Source organism: Pseudonocardia spirodelae (assembly GCF_037727765.1).
Taxonomy (GTDB): domain Bacteria; phylum Actinomycetota; class Actinomycetes; order Mycobacteriales; family Pseudonocardiaceae; genus Pseudonocardia; species Pseudonocardia spirodelae.
In genome coordinates this window covers 69400-85603 of record NZ_JBBJUP010000024.1, presented here as the reverse complement: position 1 = coordinate 85603, position 16204 = coordinate 69400, and the positions used below count along the sequence as shown (strand labels likewise).

The 16204-nt window shown below is 74.9% G+C and carries 10 protein-coding genes; 5 read left to right on the top strand and 5 right to left on the bottom strand.

Features of this window, described 5'->3' with window-relative positions; translation table 11 throughout:
- Positions 1-134: 134 nt before the first annotated feature.
- From katG to WJX68_RS23365, 3 genes are all read right to left on the bottom strand, one after another.
- A complete protein-coding gene (katG, locus tag WJX68_RS23375) occupies positions 135-2381 on the bottom strand; it encodes a catalase/peroxidase HPI (protein WP_340294739.1) in 2247 nt (748 codons plus the stop codon).
- On the bottom strand, positions 2374-2793 hold the full coding sequence (locus WJX68_RS23370) for a Fur family transcriptional regulator (protein ID WP_422785761.1): 420 nt from the start codon (positions 2791-2793) through the stop codon (positions 2374-2376). The genes katG and WJX68_RS23370 overlap by 8 nt, the downstream gene beginning before the upstream one ends.
- Before the next feature lie 97 nt (positions 2794-2890).
- Positions 2891-4462, bottom strand: coding sequence for a long-chain-fatty-acid--CoA ligase (locus WJX68_RS23365; protein WP_340294733.1), 1572 nt, complete (start codon positions 4460-4462; stop codon positions 2891-2893).
- A gap of 204 nt (positions 4463-4666) precedes the next feature.
- Here WJX68_RS23365 and WJX68_RS23360 point away from each other — a divergent pair, with 204 nt between their 5' ends.
- The 3 genes from WJX68_RS23360 (at position 4667) to WJX68_RS23350 (ending at position 10371) form a co-directional block, all read left to right on the top strand.
- On the top strand, positions 4667-5608 hold the full coding sequence (locus WJX68_RS23360; protein ID WP_340294730.1) for an ATP-binding cassette domain-containing protein: 942 nt from the start codon (positions 4667-4669) through the stop codon (positions 5606-5608).
- Complete coding sequence (locus WJX68_RS23355) at positions 5608-6465, top strand: hypothetical protein (RefSeq protein ID WP_340294728.1); 858 nt, start codon at positions 5608-5610, stop codon at positions 6463-6465. The genes WJX68_RS23360 and WJX68_RS23355 overlap by 1 nt, the downstream gene beginning before the upstream one ends.
- A gap of 75 nt (positions 6466-6540) precedes the next feature.
- Complete coding sequence (locus tag WJX68_RS23350) at positions 6541-10371, top strand: ABC transporter ATP-binding protein (RefSeq protein ID WP_340294754.1); 3831 nt, start codon at positions 6541-6543, stop codon at positions 10369-10371.
- A gap of 45 nt (positions 10372-10416) precedes the next feature.
- Here the strand turns inward: WJX68_RS23350 and WJX68_RS23345 are convergent, their stop codons facing one another.
- Positions 10417-11919, bottom strand: a complete 1503-nt coding sequence (locus WJX68_RS23345) for a GAF domain-containing protein (protein ID WP_340294726.1) — start codon at positions 11917-11919, stop codon at positions 10417-10419.
- A 275-nt stretch (positions 11920-12194) separates the two neighbouring features.
- Here WJX68_RS23345 and WJX68_RS23340 point away from each other — a divergent pair, with 275 nt between their 5' ends.
- Both WJX68_RS23340 and WJX68_RS23335 read left to right on the top strand, forming a co-directional pair.
- The gene (locus WJX68_RS23340; RefSeq protein WP_340294724.1) at positions 12195-12932 is read left to right on the top strand and encodes a LuxR C-terminal-related transcriptional regulator; all 738 of its coding nucleotides are present in this window, start codon (positions 12195-12197) and stop codon (positions 12930-12932) included.
- A 252-nt stretch (positions 12933-13184) separates the two neighbouring features.
- A complete protein-coding gene (locus WJX68_RS23335) occupies positions 13185-15275 on the top strand; it encodes a PhoX family protein (RefSeq protein WP_340294722.1) in 2091 nt (696 codons plus the stop codon).
- 43 nt (positions 15276-15318) lie between these two features.
- Here WJX68_RS23335 and WJX68_RS23330 read toward each other — a convergent pair whose 3' ends face one another.
- On the bottom strand, positions 15319-16074 hold the full coding sequence (locus WJX68_RS23330) for a VldE C-terminal domain-containing protein (RefSeq protein WP_340294720.1): 756 nt from the start codon (positions 16072-16074) through the stop codon (positions 15319-15321).
- Positions 16075-16204: the final 130 nt, after the last annotated feature.

The window sequence follows — 16204 nt, the reverse complement described above, 5'->3', positions numbered from 1 at the left end:
ACGGGAACGCCGCGGGCGATCGGGAACTCCGCGCGCGAACGGTCGATCACCGGCGCGGAGCGCCCGCCCGGGCCCGGACACGACGACGCCCGGGCCGGTGACCCGGCCCGGGCGTCGTGGCGGCTACGCGGGGATCAGACGTCGTAGCGGTCGGCCATCATGACCTTGTCCCACGCGGCGACGAAGTCGCGGACGAACTTCTCCTGCGCGTCGTCGGAGGCGTAGACCTCGGCGACGGCGCGCAGCTCGGAGTTCGAGCCGAAGACCAGGTCGGCGCGGGTGCCCGTCCACTTCACGGCGCCGGAGGCGTCGACGGCCTCGAAGGAGTCGTCGTCGCCGGCGACCGAGCGCCACTGGACGTCGCCGCCCAGCAGGTTGGTGAAGAAGTCGTTGGACAGCGTGCCGACGCGGTCGGTGAACACGCCGGCCGTCGACCCGCCGGTGTTGGCGCCCAGCACGCGCAGGCCGCCGACCAGCACGGTCATCTCCGGTGCGGTGACGCCGAGCAGGTTCGCGCGGTCGACGAGCAGGAACTCGCCGGGCAGGGTGTGGCCCTTGCCGCGGTAGTTGCGGAAGCCGTCGGCGGTGGGCTCCAGGTAGGAGAACGACTCGACGTCGGTCTTCTCCTGGGTGGCGTCGGTGCGGCCCGGGACGAACGGCACGCTCAGGTCGTGGCCGCCGTCCTTCGCGGCCTTCTCGACGGCCGCGGCGCCGGCCAGCACGACCAGGTCGGCGAAGGAGATCTTCTTGCCGCCGGACAGCGAGCCGTTGACCTCGGACTGGATCGACTCCAGCGTCGAGACCACCTGGCGCAGCGTGTCGGGGTCGTTGACCTGCCACTGCAGCTGCGGCTCCAGGCGGATGCGGCCGCCGTTGGCGCCACCGCGCTTGTCCGACTGGCGGAACGACGAGGCCGCGGCCCAGGCGGTCTTGACCAGGTCGGTGACCGACAGGCCGGAGTCGAGGACCTTCGCCTTGATCGAGGCGATGTCGTCGGCGTCGACCAGCGGGTGGTCCACGGCCGGGACCGGGTCCTGCCAGAGCAGCTCCTCGGTGGGCACCCAGGCGCCGATGTAGCGCTCCTTCGGGCCCATGTCGCGGTGGGTCAGCTTGTACCAGGCGCGACGGTAGGTGTCCTCGAACTCACCCGGGTTGTCCAGCCAGCGGCGGGTGATCTCGCCGTAGACCGGGTCGACGCGCATGGACACGTCGGTGACCAGCATCGTCGGCTTGCGGTTCGGGTAGCCGGGCTCCGGGTCCGGGATGATCTCCGGCCCGTCCTTGGCGACGAACTGCTTCGCGCCGGCCGGCGACTCCGTCAGCTCCCACTCGTAGGCGTAGAGGTGCTTGAGGTAGTCGTGGCTCCACCGGTTCGGGGTGCGGGTCCAGATGACCTCGAGCCCGGAGGTGATCGCGTCGCGGCCCTTGCCGGAGCCGTAGTTCTGCTTCCAGCCCAGGCCCTGCTCGGTGATGTCGGCGCCCTCGGGCTCCGGGCCGACGTTGCCGTCGACGTCGGGGTTGGCGGCACCGTGGGTCTTGCCGAGCGAGTGCCCGCCGACGATCAGCGCGGCGGTCTCCTCGTCGTTCATGGCCATCCGGCCGAAGGTCTCGCGGATGTCGCGCGCGGCGGCGATCGGGTCGCCGCCGGCGTCCGGGCCCTCCGGGTTGACGTAGATCAGACCCATGTGCGACGCGCCGAGCGGCTTCTCCAGCTCGCGGTGGGCGAGGTCCTTGCTGCCGCCGTAGCGCGCCTCGTTGCCCAGCCAGACGTTCTCCGAGCCCCAGTAGACGTCCTCCTCCGGCTCCCACACGTCGGCGCGGCCGCCGGCGAAGCCGAACATCGGGAAGCCCGAGATCTCGTGGGCGCGGTTGCCCGCGAACACCATGAGGTCGGCCCAGGAGACCTTGCGGCCCCACTTCTGCTTGACCGGCCACAGCAGACGGCGGGCCTTGTCGAGGTTGCCGTTGTCCGGCCAGCTGTTCAGCGGGGCGAAGCGCTGCATGCCCGCGCCGGCGCCGCCGCGTCCGTCGTAGGTGCGGTAGGTGCCGGCGGAGTGCCAGGCCATGCGGATGAAGAACCCGGCGTAGCTGCCGTGGTCGGCCGGCCACCAGTCCTGCGAGGTGGTGATGACGGCGTCGACGTCGCGCGCGAGCTCGTCGAGGTCGACGGTCGCGAACTCCGCCGCGTAGTCGAAGCCGGCGTCCATCGGGTCCGACGCGGCGGCGTGCTTGCGCAGGATCTTCAGGTTGAGCTGGTTCGGCCACCAGCTCTGGTTGCTGCCACCCTCGGTGGGGTGCGAGATCCGGCCGGCGGCGACGGGGCAGCCGCCGTCCTGCTCCCGGTTCAGCTCGCTCTCGACGGTGGGGTGCTCGTCAGACACGGGACGTCCTCTCTGGGTCTGTGGATGAGCAGTCGGGGCACCGGCCCCAGTAGACGACCTCGGCCTCGTCGATGACGAAGCCGCTGTCGTCGGAGGCGGTGAGACAGGGTGCGGCGCCGACGGCGCAGTCGACGTCGGCGATGGCGCCGCAGGACCGGCAGACCACGTGGTGGTGGTTGTCGCCGACCCGGGCCTCGTACCGCGCGACCGAGCCGGTCGGCTGGATCCGGCGGACCAGCCCGGCGGTGGTGAGCGCCCGCAGGACGTCGTAGACGGCCTGGTGGGACACCTCGCCGAGGTCCCTCCGCACGACACGGATGATGGACTCCGTGTCCGCGTGCTGGTGGGAGTGCACCGCGTCCAGCACGGCCAGGCGAGGGCGCGTCACGCGCAGCGACGCCCCGCGCAACATGCCCTCGTAGTCCGATGCGTTCGACACGGCCGCGAGACTGCCCGCCTTTCTGGAGTCAGTCAAGTTTCGGCGTGTCTCAGTATGAGACCGGCGTCACTCACACGGTGCTGCGCTCCCGGCCCGCCCAGAACGGGGCCCGCAGGTCCTTCTTGAGGATCTTGCCCGTCGGGTTGCGCGGTAGCTCGTCCAGGACGTCGACGGTCTTCGGACACTTGAACGACGCCAGGTGGGCCCGTGCGTGAACGAGCAGCTCCTCCGGGTCGACGGTCGCACCGGGCGCGGCCACCACGCAGGCCTTCGGCACCTCGCCCCACCGGTCGTCGGGCACCCCGATGACGGCCACCTCGCCGACGGTCGGGTGCTCGGCGAGCACCCGCTCGATCTCGGCCGGGTACACGTTCTCCCCACCCGAGACGATCATGTCCTTGATCCGGTCGGTGACGTAGACGTAGCCGTCGGCGTCGATGTGGCCGCCGTCGCCGGACCGCAGCCAGCCGTCGCCGGTGATCGCGGCCTCCGTCGCCTCCGGCTTGCGCCAGTAGCCGCTCATCAGCTGGTCGGTGCGCACCCAGATCTCCCCGGGCTCGCCGGCCCCGAGCCGCTCCCCGGTCGCCGGGTCGCGCACCTCCATCTCGACGCCGGTGATCGGCGTGCCCGCGGACACGAGCCGGTGCGCCACCGCGGGGTCGGCGTGGTCCTCCGGGCCCAGCGAGCTGACCACGCCGCACGCCTCGGTCATGCCGTAGACCTGGTGCAGGATCGGCCCGAACAGCGCCAGCGACGCGCGCATCACCGGCAGCGGCATCGGCGAGGCGCCGTAGGAGATCGCCCGCAGCGACGACAGGTCGCGCTCCGCGGCGCCCGGGACCTGCGTCATCGCCCCCATCAGCGCGGGCACCCAGAACGTGTGCGTGATCCCCTCGGCGGCGACCATGTCCAGCAGCGCCGCCGGGTCGGGCATCCGGGCCATCACGATCCGCGCGCCCTGGGCCAGCGCCAGGAAGGCGTAGCTGGTCCCGCCCACGTGGAACAGCGGCATCGCCACCTGCACGACGTCGGTCGGGGTCAGCTCGAAGTCCGCGGCGACGTGCGCGGCGTGCGCCAGCATCGCGCCGTGGGTGAGCATCGCGCCCTTGGGGAAGCCGGTGGTGCCGGAGGTGTAGAGCTGCACGAAGCAGTCGCCGGACGCCGCGTCGTAGGGCTCGGGGTCGGGCTCGTGCGCGGCGAGGAACGCCTCGTACTCGTCGTCGGCGCCGCCGACGGTCAGCACCCGCTCGACGACGCCCAGCTTCTCGCGCACCTGCCCCACCGCCCCGGCGAACTCCGGGCCGACCAGCAGCAGCCGCGCCTGCGCGTCGTCGATGACGTAGACGATCTCCGGCGGCGCCAGCCGGAAGTTCACCACCGCGTTCGCCGCGCCGATCCACGCGCACGCCAGCGACAGCTCCAGGCACGACGGGTGGTTGAGGTCGAGCACCGCGACCCGGTCGCCGGGGCCGATGCCGTGGGCCCGCAGCGCCGCCGCCAGCCGCCGGACGCGCTCGTCCAGCTCGGCCCAGGTGCGGCGGACGTCGCCGAAGCGCAGCGCCTCGTCGCCGGGGCGCTCGGCGGCGTGCCTGCGCAGCAGGGAGGACACGGTGCCGGTCGGATCGATCGCGGCGTCGGACATGGGGCGGCTCCTCGGGGCTCGTCGCTGAGCGTGTGACGCAGGACATTCAAGTCCGTTTCGCCGGTTCCGCGCCAGGGTCCGTACGGACCACCCCGGGCGCGGGCGAACCCCCTGGGCGCCGTGCGCGGCGGCGTCGGCGAGGATGGCCGGGCACGCGACGCCCCCGCGCGAACACCGGGGCACGGCGGAAGGCAGGAGGCCCGAGTGCAGGACACCGCGTCCATCGACCCGGCGGCGCCGCCCGGGACCGGGCGGATCGTCGTCGAGGGGCTGGGGAAGAGGTTCGGCCCGGTCGAGGCGGTGCGCGATCTGTCGTTCACCGTCGAGCCCGGCTCGGTCACCGGCTTCCTCGGCCCCAACGGCTCCGGCAAGACGACGACGCTGCGCATGATCCTCGGGCTGGTCGTGCCGAGCACCGGCCGCGCGCTCGTCGACGGCGTCCCGTTCACCGGGCTGGTCTCGCCGGGCCGGGTCGTCGGCGCGGTCCTGGAGGTGCAGGGCGTGCACCCGCGGCGCACCGCGCGGGCCCACCTGCGCGCCGCGGCCGCCGCGATCGGCGTCGGGGACGCGCGGGTCGAGGAGGTGCTGGCCCTCGTCGGGCTCACCGGCGCCGCGGACCGCTCGGCGGGCGGGTTCTCGCTGGGCATGAACCAGCGCCTCGCGCTGGCCGCGGCCCTGCTCGGCGACCCGCGCATCCTCGTGCTCGACGAGCCCGGCAACGGGCTCGACCCGGACGGCATCGCCTGGCTGCGCTCGTTCCTGCAGGCCTTCGCCGCGTCCGGGCGCAGCGTGCTCGTGTCCTCCCACCAGCTCGCGGAGATGGAGCTGACCGCGCAGCGCCTGGTCGTCATCGACCGGGGCGAGTGCCGGTTCGACGGCACCGTGGCCGAGCTGCGCGCCGGGCACGGGTCGCGGGTGCTGGTGCGCGCCTCGGACCCGGCGCGGCTGGCGGAGGCGCTGGCCGCCGACGGGCTGACCGAGATCGACCGCGTCGAGGACGGCGTGCTCGCCGTCGGCGGGGCGGACGCCGTCCGCGTCGGGGACCTGGCGCTGGGCGCGGGCGTCGCGGTGTACGGGATGAGCGAGGAGCGGGCCGGGCTGGAGCAGATGTTCCTGCGGCTGCTCGCGGGCGAGGAGGGGCGCTGATGGCCGCCGTCACCCTGGACCGCTTCCGCGCGGTCCTGACCGCCGAGGTCCGCCGGACCCTGTCCACCCGCGTGTGGTGGCTGCTGTTCCTGCCCGTCCTGGTGCTGGCCCTGGCGCAGAGCCTGCTGGGCAGCATCCTGCAGCTGCTCGTGCCGCAGGCCACCGACACCTCCGCCATCCTCATGCTCGCCGGGCTGGCCTCGGCGCTGACGATGACGGCGATCGTCGGCGCCGCGTTCGGCACGCTGCTCGCGACCGGTGACTTCCGGCACCGCACGGTGACACTGGCCTACCTCACCGGCTCGCGCGGCCAGGTGCTCGCCGCGAAGTGCGTGGTCGCCGCCGTCGTCGCCGCGCTGTACGCGCTGTTCCTGGTCGTGCTCGGCCCGCTGCTCGGCGGGGCCGCGCTGGGCGGCCAGCAGCTGCCCGACCTCGGCCGGCTGGCCGGGCTCGGCGCGGTCGGGATCCTGGTGGCCGCGCTGTGGGGGGTGCTGGGCGTCGCCGTCGGCACGCTGGTGACCAACCAGGCCGGGGCCGTCGCGCTGACCGTCGGCTACCTGCTGATCGGGGAGAACCTGGTCGCCGGGGCGCTGCGCGCGGGCGACGGCTCGCTCGGCGACCCGTCGGTGTTCGCCCGGATCACGCCGTTCCTGCCGGGCAACGCCGGGGACCTCGCGGTGTGGGAGCCCGTCGTGAGCTCGGCCGGGCTCGGCCCGCAGGCGCAGTTCGTGCTGGAGTTCCTCGCCGGGGTCAGCGCACCGCCGCCCGGCTGGGTCGCGCTGCTGGTGCTCGCGGCCTGGGCGGGGGCGGGCGTCGCGCTGGCCGCGGTGGTCGGGGCGCGGCGCGACATCACCTGAGCGGGCCGGTTGTCGGGGGTCGGGCATAGCCTGGTCGCCGTGCCCGACTCCCCACCCCCCGCCCGTCCCGGCTGGATGCGCCGGCTGGTCGCGGCGTGCCTGCGCCACCGCCGCGTCACGATCGGCGCGCTCGTCGCGTCGATGCTCGGCGTGGGCCTGGAGGCGGTCGGGCCGCTGCTGATCCGCGAGGGCGTCAACGGCGCCGTCGGCGGCGACACCGGGGTGCTCGCCCCGGTCGCCGGCGGGCTGCTCGTGCTGGGCGTGCTCAAGTTCGGCGGGGCCTTCGTGCGCCGCTACCTCGGCGGCAAGATGGCGCTGAACGTGCAGCACGACCTGCGGCGCGCGGTGTTCGCCGCGGTGCAGCGGATGGACGGGGTGCGCCAGGACCGGCTGCGCACCGGCCAGGTGGCCTCGCGCGCGATCTCCGACCTGCAGCTCGTGCAGGGCTTCCTGTCGATGGTGCCGCTGTCGGCCGGGACGGTCGTGCTCGTGGTCGTCGCGGTCTGCGCGATGCTCTACCTCTCGCCGCTGCTGACCGTGGTCGCACTGGTCATGCTGCCGGTGGCGTTCCTGGCCACCAACAGCATCCGGCGCCGGCTGTTCCCGGCGACCTGGTCGGCCCAGCAGCGCGCCGCGGAGATCGCCCAGCAGGTCGAGGAGACCGTCACCGGCGTCCGCGTCGTGAAGGGCTTCGGCCAGGAGGGCCGCGAGACCACCGCGCTGGAGGGCCGCGCCCGGCGGCTCTACGGCGAACGGCTGCGCGCCGCCGGGCTGACCGCGCGGCTCAACCCGATGCTGCTGGCACTGCCCGGGCTCGGTCAGGTCGCGGTCATCGGCGTCGGCGGCTGGATGGCCGCGCGGGGCTCGATCGACCTCGGCACGTTCCTCGCCTTCACCGCCTACGTGGGGATGCTGGTCGGCCCGGCCCGGCTGATCGGTGCGCTGGTCGTCACCGCGCAGCTGACCCGCGCCGGCGCCGAGCGGGTCTTCGAGATCGTCGACGCCGAGCCCGAGATCGTGGACCCGGCCCGGCCGGCCGCGCTGCCCGAGGGCCCGGTCGCGGTCGAGCTGCACGACGTCCGGTTCGGCTACGAGCCCGCCGGCTCCGGCCCGGACGGCGACGCGGCGCCCGACCCGGTGCTCGACGGCCTGTCCCTGCGGGTCGAGCCGGGGGAGACCCTCGCACTGGTCGGCCCGCCGGGGTCGGGCAAGTCGACGGTGGCACTGCTGCTGCCGCGCTTCTACGACCCGCAGGCCGGGCACCTCGCGATCGGCGGGGTCGACCTGCGCGAGCTGCGGCTGCACGACCTGCGCGCCGAGCTGGGGGTGGTGTTCGAGGAGGCGTTCCTGTTCTCCGACACCATCCGCAACAACATCGCCTACGGCCGTCCCGACGCGGGCGACGACGAGATCCGCGCCGCCGCCGAGGCCGCCCAGGTCGCCTCGTTCGTGGAGGACCTGCCCGACGGCTACGACACCGAGGTCGGCGAGCGCGGGCTGACCCTGTCCGGCGGGCAGCGCCAGCGGATCGCCCTGGCCCGCGCCATGCTGACCCGCCCGCGGGTGCTGCTGCTCGACGACGCGACCTCGGCCGTCGACACCGCCACCGAGGCGGCGATCCACGCGACGCTGCACGAGCTCACCGCCGACCGCACGACGCTGCTGGTCGCGCACCGGCGCTCGACCCTGGCGCTCGCCGACCGGATCGCGGTGCTCGACCGCGGCCGGGTCGTCGACACCGGCACCGAGGACGAGCTGCGCGGGCGCTGCGCGCTGTTCCGTGAGCTGCTCGCCACCGGTCCCGCCGACGAGCTGGGCGGCGGGGCCCGCGACACGGCCGCGCCCGGGCGGGACGCGCCCGTCCCGGCCGGGTCCGACGGCGCCTGCACCCCCGCCGCCGGCGAGCTCGTCGGCAGCCCGGTCACCGCCGGGGCGGGCGGGGCCGCGGTCACCCCCGAGCTGTGGCCCGAGGTCACCCGCGTCGAGGACCCCGACCGGGCGCTGGGGCGCGACGGGGGCGGCGGCGCCGCGGGCTGGGCCGGTGGCATCAGCGCGACGCCGGAGCTGCTCGAGTCCGTCGCGGCGCTGCCCCCGGCGGACGAGACGCCGCGGCTGCGCGGCGGCGGCGACCCGACCGCGCCGGACCCGCGGTTCCGGCTCGGTTCGCTGCTGCGCCCGGTGCGCGGGCTGCTCGTGCTGGGCGTCGCCCTGATGGCCGCGGACGCGCTGGCCACCCTGGCCCTGCCCAACATCGCCCGGATCGCCGTCGACGACGGCATCGCCACCGGCGCCACCCGGGTGCTGGTGCTGGCGGCGCTGGCCGGGCTGCTGATCGTCGTCGCGGACGCGGTCGTCGTCGGGTTCCAGACGCTGGTCACCGCCCGCGCCGGGGAGAGCCTGCTCTACCTGCTGCGGCTGCGCAGCTACGCGCACCTGCAGCGGCTCGGGCTGGACTTCTACGAGCGCGAGCTGTCCGGCCGGATCATGACCCGGATGACCACCGACGTGGACGCCATGTCCACGTTCCTGCAGACCGGGCTCGCGCAGGCCGTCGTCAGCCTGCTGACCATCGGCGGGGTCGCGACCGCGCTGGTGCTCACCGACCCGGAGCTGGCGCTCTACGCGCTGGGCTGGCTGCTGCCGCTGCTCGTGCTCGGGACCGTGGTGTTCCGCCGGTTCTCCTCGCGGGCCTACGCCGAGGCCCGCGAGCGGGTCAGCGTGGTCAACGCCGACCTGCAGGAGAACGTGTCCGGGGTGCGCATCGCGCAGGCCTACGTCCGCGAGGACCTCAGCTACGCCCGGTTCGGGGAGCGCTCGGACGCCTACCGCCGCTCGCGGCTGCGCGCGCAGCGCTACATCGCCACGTACTTCCCGTTCGTGGCGTTCCTGTCCGACGTCGCGACGGCCGTGGTGCTGTTCGTCGGCGGCACCCGGATCGTCGGCGGGGACATCACCCCGGGCGTGCTGACCGCGTTCCTGCTGTACCTGACGCTGTTCTTCGGGCCGGTGCAGCAGCTGTCGCAGGTGTTCGACGGCTACCAGCAGGCCCGGGTCGGGTTGAACCGGATCTCCGAGCTGCTGCGCACGCCCACGTCGGTCCCGGACGCGCCGGAGCACCCGGCCGCGGTGCCGGCCCGGCTGCGCGGCGAGGTCGAGCTCGACCACGTGACGTTCCGCTATCCGGGCGTGGCGACCCCCGCGCTCGACGACGTGTCGCTGCGCGTGCGGGCGGGGGAGACCGTCGCGCTCGTCGGCGCGACCGGTGCGGGCAAGTCCACGCTGATCAAGCTGCTCGCCCGGTTCTACGACACCGGCGACGGCGAGGTCCGCGTCGACGGTGTCGACGTGCGCCGCTTCCCGCTGGCCGACTACCGCTCGCGGCTCGGCGTGGTGCCGCAGGAGGCGCACCTGTTCACCGGGGACGTGGCGTCCAACATCGCCTACGGCCGCCCCGACGCGGAGCCCGAGCGGATCGAGGCGGCGGCCCGCGCGGTCGGCGCGCTGGGCCTGGTGCGCTCGCTGCCGCAGGGCTTCCGCACCCCGGTCGGGGAGCGCGGGCAGGGCCTGTCCGCGGGCCAGCGGCAGCTGGTGGCGCTGGCCCGCGCCGAGCTCGTCGACCCGGACGTGCTGATCTTCGACGAGGCGACGGCCGCACTGGACCCGGCGACCGAGGCGACCGTGCTCGCGGCCGGGGAGCGGGTGGCGTCGCGGCGGACCGCGTTCGTCGTCGCGCACCGGCTGCAGACCGCGCGCCGCTCGGACCGGATCGTGGTGCTCTCCGGCGGGCGGATCGTCGAGCAGGGCCCGCACGACGAGCTCGTCCGCGCCGGCGGGCGCTACGCCGCGCTGTGGCGGGCGGGCGAGCTGGAGCCCGAGCCGGACAGCCCGCTGGCCGCGCAGTCCTGACCGTCCGGGTGCCCCGCGGCGTGCGGGGCACCCGGCGGCGCGGGCTCAGTCCAGCAGGCGTTCGGCCCGCGCGGCGACGGCGGCGCGGCGCGGGTCCTCGCGGTCCAGCAGCTCCAGCAGCCGCTCGTGGACCTCGAGGTCCTCGGTGCCCAGCGGATGCCCGGCGAAGCGGTGCAGCAGCTCGACGTCGTCGGCGGCGAGCACGGCGTGGCGCAGCCCGGCGACGAGCTCGTCGCGCAGCTCGCGCACCGCGGGGGCGTCCGAGCGGGGCAGCAGCTCGCCGTGGCAGGCGTCGAGGGCGTCGGCCACCCGGCCGTCGCGCAGCGCCGAGCGCAGGTGCAGGAAGTCCGCCTCCGGCCCGGTGGCGAGCCGGTAGGGCCGGGTGAGCAGCAGGTCGGCCCCCAGCGAGGACCGCAGCCGGTGGATCTCCCCGCGGACGGTGGTCGGGTTGCCGTCGTCGCCGTAGAGCATGAGGGTCAGCTGGTCGCCGGACAGGCCGTCGGGGTGCAGCGCGAGCGCGGTGAGGATCTCCGCGGGGCGCAGCGTCGCGGCCATCTCCTCGCCGTCGAGCGTGACGCGCGGCCCGCCGCCACCGGTGAAGCGCAGCTCCAGCGAGCGCGTGCCGCGCTCGGGCACGCTCGCGACGACCCGGCCGCGGCGCGACGGCGGCACCAGCAGGTAGCCCTCGGACAGGCGCTCGACGGCCATCTCCCGGCCGTCGCCGAGCTGTACCCGGTCCATCCCCTCGGTGAGCCGGATCCGCTCGGGGAAGCGGCCGTAGGGCTCGCTCGCGATGACCCGCCCGGACGGCGACAGCAGCGCGCCCTCCGCCCCGCGCAGGGCGGCCAGGTGCGGCATGTTGCGCACCCGCAGCCGCTCGTCGGCGATGGCCAGGCGCACCCGCAGCTGGTTCTCCGCCAGGTGCGCGGTCGCCGTGACCAGCTGCACCAGCGCCGGGTGCACGGTGTGCAGCGGCCCGGAGATGTCGATCGCGCCGATGGTGTCGCCGGTGTCGGGGTCGTGCACGGGCGCCGCGACGCAGGTCCAGTCGTGGTAGGTCCGCACCAGGTGCTCGGCGGAGTGGATGCGGACCGGCTGGTCGACGGCCAGCGCGGTGCCCATCGCGTTCGTCCCGATGGCCTCCTCGGCCCAGCGGGTCCCCTCGACCAGGCCGACGTCGTCGGCGGAGTGCAGCAGGCCGTGCGCGCCGTCGCGCCACAGGACGTGGCCGTCGGCGTCGGTCACCAGCATGACGTGCATGGCCTCGTCGGCGATGCTGACCAGCGTCGTGCGCAGCAGCGGCATGACGGCGTGCAGCGGATGGTGCTCGCGGACCTCGCGCAGCTCGTCGGCCCGGTAGACCAGCGGGGGCAGCCGGTTCTCCGGGTCGATGTGCGCGGCGAGGCTGCGCTGCCAGGAGTCCGACACCACGGGCCGCGGGGCACCTTCGGCGCCACCGGAGCCGAGACCGTCGTCGTAGATGCGGCGCAGCCGGTTCGCGTCCGCGACCAGTTCCTCGGCGGACGTGCCGCCGTCGGCGTCGAGCACGTCGCCTCCCGTCAGGGCCGGGGGCACCGACGGGTGCCCTGGTCCGTCCGACCCCCGCGTCGTCGCGGGGCGGTCGCCCCGGGCCGCGCCCGGGACCGAGAGCATACCCGCTGCGCGAGGCCGGTACCCGGGGTGCGATCGGATGATCACGCTCCGTCGGGACGGGCGTCCGGTCGCGCGCAACGTGCGGGCAACGTGGCGCTCCTTACGGTTGCCGCGATCGGGACGCCGGGCGGCGTCCCCGCGATGACGCGACGACCCACCGGAGGACAGCGATGACGCTCGAAGCCGTTCGTGAGGCCACCGACCTGCGCGGGACCCGGGGGGCCGACGGCGCCGACGTCATCCGCCGGGCGGCCCGGGTGCTGGTCGTCGACTCCGAGCCGGTCGTCCGGCACGGGCTGCGCGCCCTGCTGACCGCCGAGCCGGACCTGGCCCCGGCCGGTGAGGCCGCGTCGCCGCGCGACGCGCTGATGGCCGCCGAGCGCTCCCGGCCCGACGCGATCGTCGTCGACATCGAGTTCGGCCGCGACGAGCGGCCCGGCCTGGACCTGGTGCGCGCGCTGCTGGAGCGCTGCCGCGGGACCAAGGTGCTGGTGCTGACCGGGTGCCGCGACCGGGACTCGATGATGCGCACCGTGCGCCTGGGCGTGCACGGCTACCTGCGCAAGGGCGCCGACACCGCGGAGATCGTGCGCGCGCTGCGCGCCGTGCTGCGCGGCGAGGGAGTGTTCGACCCGGGCACCGCGGGTGCCGGCCCGCTGCAGGTCCTGCGCGAGCCGGACCCCGTCCCGGCGCCGGGCCCGGACCTGTGCAAGACCTCGCTGCTCACCGACCGGGAGAACCAGGTGCTGCGGCTGCTCGCGGTCGGCATGTCCAACCGCGAGATCGGGACCCGGCTGCGGATCTCCGAGGCCACGGTCAAGTTCCACGTCCGCAACCTGCGCGACAAGCTCGAGGTGCGCCGCCGCACCGAGATCGTCTACACCGCCGCCCGCCAGGGCATCGTCTGATCCCGCCGGGCCGGGGCGTGGCGTCCGCCCGCCCCGGTCCGTGCCCCCACGGCGCGGCTCCCCGTCCGGGTGGCCGCGCCGTCCGTCGTCGCGCCGGGTGAGCGAGACCACCGGCCACCGGGTGACGCGTTCATCTCCTGTCCACCCGACCCTCACCCGTCGGGTGGATGCGGCTGCTGTGATGCGGGGAACCGGACGGATCGACCCGAACCGTCCGGACCGCGCGATCCCACCACCCACCAGGAGACGACCGTGGCCCCGTCCCGCCGCCTGCTCCCGCTGCTCGACCGCCACCGCGGCCGGCAGGGGCTGACCTGCCGCTACAAGTGCGGCGACGCCTGCGCCTCGCCGGAGCCGAACACCTCGTCCAACGGCTACTTCGGCGACGTCCTGCAGACCGTGCTCGACCGGCGCGGCATGCTCCGCGCCGGTGCGGTGCTGGGCCTGACCGCGGGGGCGGGCGCCGCCTTGTCCGGGACGGCGGCCGCCGCGGCGCCCGCCCCGGCGCACCCGCTCGGCGCCGACCCGGCCGGCCCGCGCCCGGCGCCCGCCGCCCCGCCGCGCGGCCTGGCCTACGACACCGTCGCCCCGAACCTGGACGACGCGGTCCGCGTGCCGCCGGGCTACGCCGACAACGTGGTGATCCGCTGGGGCGACCCGCTGTTCCCCGACGCCCCCGAGTTCGACTTCGACAACCAGACCGCGGCCGCCCAGGCCCGCCAGTTCGGCTACAACAACGACTTCTGCGGCATCCTGCCGATCGACGGCCCCGGCCGCCGGTTCGTCCTGTACTCCAACCACGAGTACACCCTCGAGCCGCTGATGTTCCGCGACTACGACGCCGACGCCCCCACCGAGGAGCAGATCCGGATCGGCATGGCCGCACACGGCGGCGGGATCGTCGAGGTGACCCGCGACGCGCGCACCGGCGAGCTCCGCCACGACCGCGCCGGGACGCTGAACCGCCGCATCACCGCCGACACCGAGATGGTGTTCGACGGCCCCGCCGCGGGTGCCGCGGTGCTGCGCACGACGGCCGACCCGACCGGGCGCGCGGTGCGCGGCATGGTCGGCAACTGCGCGGGCGGCACGACCCCGTGGGGGACGTTCCTGTCCGGCGAGGAGAACTTCAACGGCTACTTCGCCTCCGGCCCGGTCACCGACGAGCGCGCGAAGCGCTACGGCATCGCCGAGGGACCCTCGGAGCGCAAGTGGGAGAACGCCGACCCGCGCTGGGACCTGCGCCGCGAGCCGAACGAGGCGAACCGCTTCGGCTGGATCGTCGAGATCGACCCGCACGACCCGTCGTCGAAGCCGGTCAAGCACACCGCGCTCGGCCGGTTCAAGCACGAGGGCGCGACCGTCACGCTGACCCGCGACGGCCGCCCGGTCGTCTACATGGGCGACGACGAGCGCTTCGACTACGTCTACAAGTTCGTCTCCGACAAGCGCATGCGCCGCGGCACCAGCCGGGCCGCGCGCGAGCACAACGCGACGCTGCTCTCCTCGGGGACGCTCTACGTCGCCGTCTTCACCGGGGACAGCCCGCCCGCGGAGATCACCGGGACCGGGGCGCTGCCGCGCGACGGCCGCTTCGACGGCGGCGGGCAGTGGAAGCCGCTGGCGTCGACCACCCGGTCCTTCGTGCCGGGGATGAGCGTCGCCGACGTCTTCGTGTTCACCCGGCTCGCGGCGGACACGCTGGGCGCGACCAAGATGGACCGCCCGGAGGACGTGGAGCCCAACCCGCGCACCGGCCGGGTCTACATCGCCTGCACCAACAACTCCGACCGCGGCAAGGCGGGCGCCAAGGCCGCTGCGGACGAGGCGAACCCGCGCAACGCGAACCAGCACGGGCACGTCATCGAGCTGACCGAGACCCGCGACGACCCCGCGGCGGCCACCTTCGGCTGGACCATCCTGCTGGTGTGCGGGAATCCGCAGGACCCGTCGACGTACTTCGGCGGGTTCGACAAGTCGCAGGTCAGCCCGATCACCTCGCCGGACAACGTCGCGTTCGACCCGTACGGCAACCTCTGGGTCGCCACCGACTCCACCCAGGCGCTGGAGATCAACGACGGCCTCTACGGCGTCGTGCTGGAGGGCCCGCAGCGCGGCTCGACCCGGCTGTTCGCCTCGGTCCCGGTGGGGGCGGAGTGCTGCGGGCCGGTCGTGACGGAGGACTTCGTGCTGGTCTCGGTTCAGCACCCCGGCGACGTCGACGACGCCTCGCCGGCGCAGCCCGCGTCGCACTGGCCCGACGGCGGTGCGGCCCAGCCGCGGCCCGCGGTCGTCGCGATCCGGCACCTGAAGGACGGCCGCCCGGCGAAGATCGGCGTCTGAGCACGCGGGCGCCCCGGGCGGACCGGCCGGTCCGCCCGGGGGGTCACGCGCAGCGGGACAGGTCCGGGTCGCCGGAGCCGGCGTCGCGCTCGAACGAGATGTGCACGTGGTCGTAGTGGTTCGCGGTGTCGCCGCCGCGGTCCTCCATCGACGACCACCCGGAGCCGTGGTTGATGGCCTGCTCCCAGATCACGTACTTCACGCCGAGCTCCTCGGCGTTCTCGACGGTGCACTCGGCGATCCGGTCGCCCTTCTCGCCGCGCACCATGATGTCGAGGGCGTGGCCGGTGGGGTGGTCCGAGGCGTTGGCCCGGTTCGCGACGCCGATCAGGTCGGACTCGCCGTAGGCGCAGCCGAGGAACTCCGCGGCGTCGGAGACCCAGCTCTTCACCGCGCCGAGGTCGCTGACGTCGAGCCCGCACGCGGGGTCGCCCAGCCCGCGCGCGGCGAGCTCGGCGGCCTCGCGCGCCCGGTCGGCCGCGTCCTGCGCGAGCTGCCGGGCCTTGCGCGCGGCGTCCAGGCTCGCGTCGGCGGCCGGGTCGAGCAGGCCGGTCCCGCGCACGATCTCCGCGCCGAACACCGGCGCGGACCGGGGGGCGTCCGCGTCGTCGGGACCGGTCGCGGCCCCGTCGGGGACGTCGGAGGAGGCCAGGCGCAGCTCGGTCCGGGCCTGGCCCAGCTCCAGCCCGGTGACGGGCGTGACGACGGCGAGCGCACCGCTCGCCACGGCGGCGGCGGTGGCGACGTGACGCAGGCCGGGACGCAGCTCGGCCTGCGCCCGATGTCGGTGTCGGGGCACGACGGGGTCTCCTCGCAGCACGCGGGACGGCCGGGCTGCGGGGGAGCGCCGGGATCGGGGGATCCCTGCCCGTCGGGGGAACCGGACCGCGTGATCCGTGACCCGACGGTAGCGAATGTCCGCCGATGTC

Bases quoted from the DNA above. Each gene is read 5' to 3' on its own strand.
- WJX68_RS23365 (WP_340294733.1), bottom strand. From the start codon at position 4,462: ATGTCCGACGCCGCGATCGATCCGACCGGCACCGTGTCCTCCCTGCTG.
- WJX68_RS23370 (WP_422785761.1), bottom strand. From the start codon at position 2,793: ATGTTGCGCGGGGCGTCGCTGCGCGTGACGCGCCCTCGCCTGGCCGTG.
- WJX68_RS23350 (WP_340294754.1), top strand. From the start codon at position 6,541: ATGCGCCGGCTGGTCGCGGCGTGCCTGCGCCACCGCCGCGTCACGATC.
- WJX68_RS23340 (WP_340294724.1), top strand. From the start codon at position 12,195: ATGACGCTCGAAGCCGTTCGTGAGGCCACCGACCTGCGCGGGACCCGG.
- WJX68_RS23355 (WP_340294728.1), top strand. From the start codon at position 5,608: ATGGCCGCCGTCACCCTGGACCGCTTCCGCGCGGTCCTGACCGCCGAG.